The organism is Rhizobium sp. P2_G2 (assembly GCF_056403555.1).
In genome coordinates this window covers 1-7312 of sequence record NZ_JBFUFF010000183.1, presented here as the reverse complement: position 1 = coordinate 7312, position 7312 = coordinate 1, and the positions used below count along the sequence as shown (strand labels likewise).

The 7312-nt window shown below is 61.7% G+C and carries 3 protein-coding genes; 2 read left to right on the top strand and 1 reads right to left on the bottom strand.

Annotated features, from left to right (window positions below):
• Positions 1 to 4586: DEAD/DEAH box helicase family protein (locus AC1D06_RS41085; protein WP_477991197.1), on the top strand; the 4586-nt coding region annotated here is incomplete at its 5' end.
• Between the two features lie 235 nt (positions 4587 to 4821).
• Here AC1D06_RS41085 and AC1D06_RS41080 read toward each other — a convergent pair.
• Positions 4822 to 5763, bottom strand: coding sequence for an MYG1 family protein (locus AC1D06_RS41080; protein WP_477991195.1), 942 nt, complete (start codon positions 5761 to 5763; stop codon positions 4822 to 4824).
• A 431-nt stretch (positions 5764 to 6194) separates the two neighbouring features.
• Here AC1D06_RS41080 and AC1D06_RS41075 point away from each other — a divergent pair.
• Positions 6195 to 7312, top strand: a 1118-nt coding sequence (locus AC1D06_RS41075) for a ParB/RepB/Spo0J family partition protein (protein WP_477991193.1), incomplete at its 3' end; no start/stop codon positions are given.

The following is a 7312-nucleotide window of genomic DNA, read 5'->3' as shown; positions in this document are numbered from 1 at the left end:
TCATTGTCCTGGCTGTCTGGGCAGGCCTGCAGCGGCTTGGCTGGCGCGGCGGCCGGGTTCTGGAGCCGGGAATCGGCACGGGTTTGTTTCCGGCGCTCATGCCTGGGGAATACCGGGACACGAGCTACGTCACCGGCATCGAACTTGATCCGGTCACGGCGCGTATCGTGCGGTTGCTCCAACCGAAAGCGCGGATCATCAACGGCGATTTCGCCCGCACCGACCTCAGCGCTATCTTTGATCTCGCCATCGGCAACCCGCCCTTTTCCGATCGGGCGGTTCGATCGGACCGCCAATATCGCGCGCTGGGGCTCCGGCTGCATGACTATTTCATCGCGCGATCGATCGATCTTCTGAAACCAGGCGCGCTCGCTGCCTTCGTCACCAGCGCCCGCACGATGGACAAGGCAGACCGTGTGGCGCGCGACCACATCGCCAAGTCGGCCGACCTGATCGCCGCCATCCGGCTGCCCGAGGGCAGCTTTCGCCGTGACGCCGGCACCGACGTTGTGGTCGACCTGCTCTTCTTCCGCAAACGCAAGCCGGGGGAGGCAGAAGGCGATCTCTCATGGCTCGAACTGGACGAGGTCGTTCCCATGACGGAGGACGAGGGCGCCGTGCGTGTGAACCGATGGTTCGCGCAGCATCCGGACAGTGTACTCGGCGACCATGCCCTGACGCCAGGTCCGTTCGGCGAGACCTATACATGTCGCCCTCGCATCGGCGTCGATCTGGAAAGCGCGTTGCAGGAAGCAATCCATCTCCTGCCGGCGGGCCGCTATAACGGCGAGCCGACTGAAGTCGACATTGACCTCGAAGATAAGCTCGGCGCCATCGTCGATCTGCGCCCCGGCAAGGATAAGATCCGCGAGGGCAGCTTCTTCATCGACAAGCTCTATGGCCTCATGCAGATGGTCGATGGTAAGCCGGCTAAAATCAGGGTACGAAAGGACCGTAACGGCGACGGCATGTCGGAAAAGCATGTCCGAATCATCGGGAAGCTGATCCCGATCCGCGATGCCCTGCGCGAAGTGCTGAAGGCACAGGAACAGGACCGCCCCTGGCGCGATCTTCAGGTCCGGCTTCGGATCGCCTGGTCAAGTTTTGTCCGCGACCTTGGCCCGATCAATCACACCACCGTCTCGATTATCGACGACGAGAATACCGGCGAGGTTCGGGAAAACCATCGCCAGCCGAACTTGCAGCCCTTCCGTGACGATCCCGATTGCTGGCTGGTGGCATCGATCGAGGACTACGATCTCGATAGCGACACGGCCAAGCCCGGACCGGTCTTCTCCGAACGGGTGATCTCACCCCCTGCCCCGCCGGTCATCACAAGTGCTGGCGATGCGCTGGCGGTCGTACTCAACGAGCGCGGTCGCGTCGATATCGAGCATATTGCAGCACTCGTGCATCGTGATCCGGACGATGTCGTCGCCGACCTCGGCGACGCCATCTTCCGCGATCCGGCTGATGGTTCCTGGCAAACGTCAGATGCCTATCTCTCCGGTCCTGTCCGCACCAAGCTCGCGCTCGCCGGGGCGGCCGCCGCACTCGATCCCGTGTTCGATCGCAACGTTCGAGCGCTGCACGCAGTGCAGCCGGCCGACCTCAGCCCATCCGACATCACCGCCCGCCTCGGCGCACCCTGGATCCCCGCCGCCGATGTCGTCGCCTTCGTCAAGGAAACGATGGCTGCCGATATCAGGATCCACCACATGCCGGAGCTTGGCTCCTGGACGGTTGAGGCTCGGCAGCTTGCCTATAGCGCTGCCGGCACCTCGGAATGGGGTACGAGCCGCCGCCATGCGGGCGAACTGCTTGCCGATGCGCTGAACAGCCGCGTGCCGCAGATATTCGACGTCTTCAAAGATGTCGATGGCGAACGCCGCGTGCTCAATGTCGTCGATACCGAAGCCGCGCGCGACAAGCTGCAGAAGGTGAAGGAGGCATTCCAGAACTGGGTCTGGGCCGATCCGGATCGGACCGATCGACTGGTGCGCCTCTATAACGACCGCTTCAACAACATCGCACCGCGAACGTTCGACGGTTCCCATCTCAAACTTCCGGGCGCTTCAGGCGCCTTCGCTCTCTATGGGCATCAGAAGCGTGGCATTTGGCGGATCATCTCGTCTGGATCGACCTATCTGGCGCATGCTGTTGGCGCCGGAAAGACCATGACGATGGCCGCAGCGATCATGGAGCAGCGGCGCCTCGGACTGATCGCCAAGGCGATGCTGGTCGTGCCGGGACATTGCCTGGCGCAGGCAGCAAGGGAATTCCTTGCGCTCTATCCATCCGCCAACATTCTCGTCGCCGACGAAACCAACTTCACCAAGGACAAACGTGCCCGCTTCCTGTCTCGGGCGGCAACCGCGACATGGGACGCGATTATCATCACGCATTCCGCATTCAAGTTCATCGCCGTGCCGTCGGCATTCGAACAACAGATGATCCAGAACGAGCTGCAGCTCTACGAGGACCTTCTGACCAAGGTCGACAGCGAAGATCGTGTCTCGCGCAAGCGCCTGGAGCGCTTGAAGGAGGGGCTGAAAGAGCGCTTGGAGTCGTTGTCGACCCGCGAGGATGATCTTCTCACCGTTTCCGAGATCGGCGTCGACCAGATCGTTGTCGACGAGGCGCAGGAATTCCGCAAGCTCTCCTTCGCCACCAACATGTCAACGCTCAAGGGCATCGACCCGAACGGTTCGCAGCGGGCTTGGGACCTCTATGTGAAGTCCCGCTTCATCGAAACCAAGAATCCGGGCCGCGCGCTCGTGCTCGCCTCCGGCACGCCGGTCACCAACACGCTCGGCGAGATGTTTTCGATCCAGCGATTGCTTGGTTCGGAAGCTTTGCGCGAGCGCGGCCTGCACGAGTTCGACGCCTGGGCATCCTGCTTCGGCGACACCACGACCGAACTCGAGATCCAGCCGTCCGGCAAATATAAACCGGTCAGCCGCTTTGCCTCCTTCGTCAACGTGCCGGAACTGATCGCAATGTTCCGCAGCTTTGCCGACGTGGTCTTGCCTGCCGACCTCCGGGAGTATGTCAAGGTTCCTGATACCGCGACAGGCCGCCGGCAGATCCTCACGGCCAAACCGACACCTGCCTTCAAAGCCTATCAGCAAATCCTAGATGCGCGCATCAAGGCGATCGAGATGCGCGAGGGACCGGCTGAGCCCGGCGATGACATCCTGCTCTCGGTCATCACCGACGGCCGCCATGCGGCGATCGATCTCCGGCTCGTTGTTCCGGCCAGCGACAACGAGGCGGACAACAAGCTCAATCTCCTGATCGGCAACGCCTTCCGCATCTGGCAGGAGACGTCCGGCAACACCTATCTGCGACCGGACGGCAAGCCGTTCGAGCTGCCCGGAGCCGCGCAAATGATCTTTTCCGATCTCGGCACGATCAACGTCGAGAAAACCCGTGGCTTCTCGGCCTACCGTTGGATCCGGGACGAACTCGTCCGCCTTGGCGTGCCGCCGGCCGAAATCGCCTTCATGCAGGATTACAAGAGGACGGAAGCCAAGCAACGTCTGTTCGCCGATGTTCGCGCCGGCCGGGTTCGTTTCCTGATCGGCTCGTCGGAGACGATGGGGACCGGCGTCAACGCGCAACTTAGGCTGAAAGCGCTGCATCATCTCGACGTGCCCTGGCTGCCTTCGCATATCGAGCAGCGCGAGGGCCGTGTCGTGCGCCAGGGCAACCAGCATGACGTCGTCGACATTTTCGCTTATGCGACCGAAGGCTCGCTCGACGCCTCGATGTGGCAGAACAACGAGCGCAAGGCGCGCTTCATCGCAGCGGCGCTCTCTGGCGACACCTCCATTCGCCGCCTCGATGATCTCGGCGAAGGAGCCGCCAATCAGTTCGCTATGGCCAAAGCCATTGCCAGCGGCGATGAGCGGCTGATGCAGAAGGCCGGGCTCGAAGCCCATATCGCCCGTCTCGAACGGCTGCGCGCCGCCCATGATGACGACCAATATGCAGTCCGCCGGCAGATGCGCGATGCTGACCGCGATATCGAAGTTTCGACCCGTCGCATCGGTGAGATCGGTCAGGATATCGAACGCCTCATTCCGACTACGGGTGACACATTCGTCATGGCTGTTACCGGCAAGCCTTTCGATGAACGGAAGGAAGCCGGGCGCGCGCTGATGAGGGAGATCCTCACCCTCGTTCAGCTCCAGCAGGAGCGCGAGATCGTGCTTGCGTCGATCGGGGGCTTCGAGCTGATCTTCGAGGGCCAGCGTTTCGGCAAGGGCGACGGTTATCGCTACGCAACCATGCTGCGGCGGACCGGCGCCGACTTCGAGATCGACCTCGCCATCACCGTGACGCCGCTCGGCGCCATCTCGCGGCTCGAACATGCTCTGGATGGGTTCGAGGAGGAACAGGATGCATATCGCCGTCGCTTGGAGGAAGCGCGCCGGCGGCTCACCTCCTACCGGTCGCGCGAGGGCGGCACGTTCGCTTTCGCGGACGAGCTCGCCGAGAAGCGCCGACAGCTTCGGGACGTGGATGAGGCGGTGGCAGCGGAGGCTCGCCAGGACGCCGAACCCGACAGGGAGGCGGCGTAAGCTGCCATCCATCCTTCCAATGCCTCGGAAGGAGCTTGAATGCGCTGCAGCATGTGCATGGCTGCATTGCACAAGAAATGTTTTCCATATGATCAAAAATCGAGCATAGTGCTCGCAGCTGATGCACATGGCGGCTTCTCCTCCCAGTGCCGCCGCACCAGCTGTTCCCCTCTGGAGGTTTTAATTACCTTCACACTTTATGGGCCGCGGTTTTCCGTCGGCCCTTTTTTCTTGCTCAGATCGCCGATTGCACGTTCGTCTGCCTGGCATGCGTAACCGCAATGCTCGCCATTTCGAGTGCAGATTCGCGCGTTTTTGCCGCGGCGATGAAGAGGCCGTTGTGGCAGAACGTCGCGTCCGCCACGCCACAGACGGCCGCGAGGTCCTGGCCGGTCAAGCCGGCCCAGGCTGCAGGCAGATCTGCACGCTGCTCAAAGCTGTCGCTCGACCGCCGGATGCCGGTGACGCACCAATCGGTATCCCGGGGATGGACGACGAACAGCAGATGGTCGGCACCCGCCTTCACGATCGCCGGCCTGAACGGCATCCCCATCGGCAGTTCCAGCACAGAACCGTCACCCGTTGCAGCTATCGCCTGGCGCACGATCGACTCTGCGCGCAGCTTCGCGGCATCCTGCCTTATGCTCGCTTCGACAAAACTGCGTGCGATCGAAAGCGCGTCATGGAATGCCCGATCGTCAGCACCTGGCTCTTTGTCATCGAAGACAGGCTTCAAGGTTTCCAAAAGGACGGGTAGCGTCAGCTTAGCCAGAGCACCGGCAGCGGATGGGCTCAAGGCTCCGTTGTCCATCAGATCGACAGGCAAGACGAAGTCATGGTCGAAGTTCGCATGCAGCGCGTCGATATCTGATGCGGGAACGCCGGAAGCGCTCAGGTAGTCCCGCCCGAATTGGCGCCAGATCAGTCCGAATGAGCTAAACGGCTGGCCGTCGTCTCGCAAAGGCGCGCCGCGCTGATGATGATCGAAGACCCCCGCATTCGGATCATAGGCTCCGCCGACATCGTAGATGATCCTGTCATCGCCGGACGTAATCCACTCGGCTGTGCGGCTACGGATCACGCGTGCCTCCGGAAACAGCCGTGTCAGGATCACGCTGGACAGCAGCTCATCTGCATGGAAACCGCCAGAATGCGTTACGAGGAACATTGGCGTCATGCAGGTTACCTATTCTTTGTGATCAATCCCGGAGGTCGGATATCGACTGGCGAGCGGCAGTTCAAGGGCCAAGAGCGCCTCCTCGACGCCGTATCGCGTGCCATCCCCCTGCAGCTTCATCGTCGGCATTGGTGCCAGGTGAGAAATCACCGTGACCTTCGAATGAAGGAGAAAATGAGAAGGGGAATTTCAAGGAGGCGGATTGGCAGACCCGCCCGCCCGCCGCCGCTTGCGCTCAACCGCCGCCTCGCCATCCCGGCCRCTCGTCCTTTGCAAGGCGCTTCGCACCCCGCTCGTCCGTCGCAGCAGGGATGCTCGGCCGCAGTTGCGCCKGTCGRGCCGCCCTGCCGTCCGGGAAGTGTCTTCGGGAAAAAGAAGACGAGAGGAAGGACCGGCATATGGCCGGCTTGGAAGCTGAAAAGGAAAAAATCATGCAACTCATGAAGATCGATCCCCGCACGCTAAAGACCAATCCCGACAATACAAGGCAGTCCAAATCAACATCTCAGGCAGACGCACTTCTCCTGGCGACCATCAAGGCCGTCGGTGTGATCCAGCCACCGGTGGTTTTCCATGATCGAAATGGTGACGGCTACATCATCGAGGCTGGACATCGTCGCACCCGTATGGCCGTCGCGGCCGGGCTTGAGGAAATCGACGTCATCGTCGTCGAAGCGGCGAACGACAACGGCGCCATSCGGTCGATAGTCGAGAACATCGCGCGCGAACCGTTGAACCCGGTCGACCAGTGGCGCGGCATCGAGCGCCTCATTGATCTCGATTGGAATGAGGACACGATTGCCGTGGCGCTTGCCCTGCCTGTCCGCCAGATCAAAAAACTACGCCTTCTGGCAAAGCTGCTGCCGGCGATGCTCGACCAGATCGCGCTTGGCGACATGCCGAACGAACAGCAACTTCGCGCCATCGCTGCTGCCAGCGTCGACGAGCAGAGCGAGGTCTGGAAGGCGAACAAGCCCAAGAAGGGCGACACTGCGCAATGGTGGTCGATTGCCAATGCGTTGAACCGCAAGCGCATGTACGCCAAGGATGCGAGTTTCGGCGATGACCTGGCGGCGGCTTACGGCGTCGAATGGGTCGAGGATCTGTTTGCGCCGGGCAATGAAGACAGCCGCTACACGACCAATGTCGAAGCCTTCCTCGGCGCCCAGCACGAATGGATGACGAATAATCTCCCCAAGAAGGGATCGATCGTTGAGGCAAACACCTGGGGTCAGCCGGAATTGCCGAAGAAGGCCGAACAGGTCCATGGCAAGCCCCAGAAATCCGACCACACCGCCATGTATCTCGACCGCGATGGCAAGGTGAAGACGGTGCATTACCGACTGCCGGAGGCCAAGAAGCCGAAGGGAGCGAACGCTGCGGCCGCCGGCGGCGCAAACGAGGTGGAGGACGAGCCGATCGTCGGCTCGAAGCCACGCCCCGACGTCACCCAAAATGGTCTCGACATGATCGGCGACTATCGCACGGATGCGCTGCATGATGCGCTCGGGCGCGCGCCGATCGAGGACGACATGCTGATGGCGCTGCT